We start from the raw sequence: 507 nt of genomic DNA on the forward strand, positions 1-507 counted from the left end.
CGCTAAAGCAGTAAACGATGCGTTTGGTTATTCAGATCAAGTACTTGTAGAGAAAGCGGTAAAACCTCGTGAGTTAGAAGTCGCAGCTTATGAAATGAACGGTGAACTGCACATCACTAAGCCAGGTGAAGTGATCGCACCCGATGGTGCATTTTACTCATACGATGAAAAATACAGCAGCTCAAGCCATTCATTAACAGAAGTAGAAGCGAAGAACCTGACTCAAGAACAGATCGATAAGATTCGTCATGCGTCAGAAACCGTATTCAAACAAATGAACCTTCGTCATTTGTCTCGCATCGACTTTTTCCTTACGGAAGATAACGAAATTTACTTGAATGAAGTGAATACATTCCCAGGAATGACGCCAATTTCAATGTTCCCAAAAATGCTTCAAAACAATGGTCACAAGTTCCATGAGTTTCTTGAAGATTGTATTAATAGTGCAAAGTGATTAACGTTCACGCGATACGTTTTGTGTTAGAAATAGTTGAATAGAGCACGGTT

Annotated in this window: 1 pseudogene; it reads left to right on the forward strand. The window is 39.6% G+C overall.

The window, feature by feature from the left end:
- Window positions 1-454, forward strand: a pseudogene (locus tag R7Q48_RS31495) (D-alanine--D-alanine ligase A); the annotation flags it as partial.
- Window positions 455-507: the final 53 nt, after the last annotated feature.

Source organism: Vibrio sp. 378 (assembly GCF_033339435.1).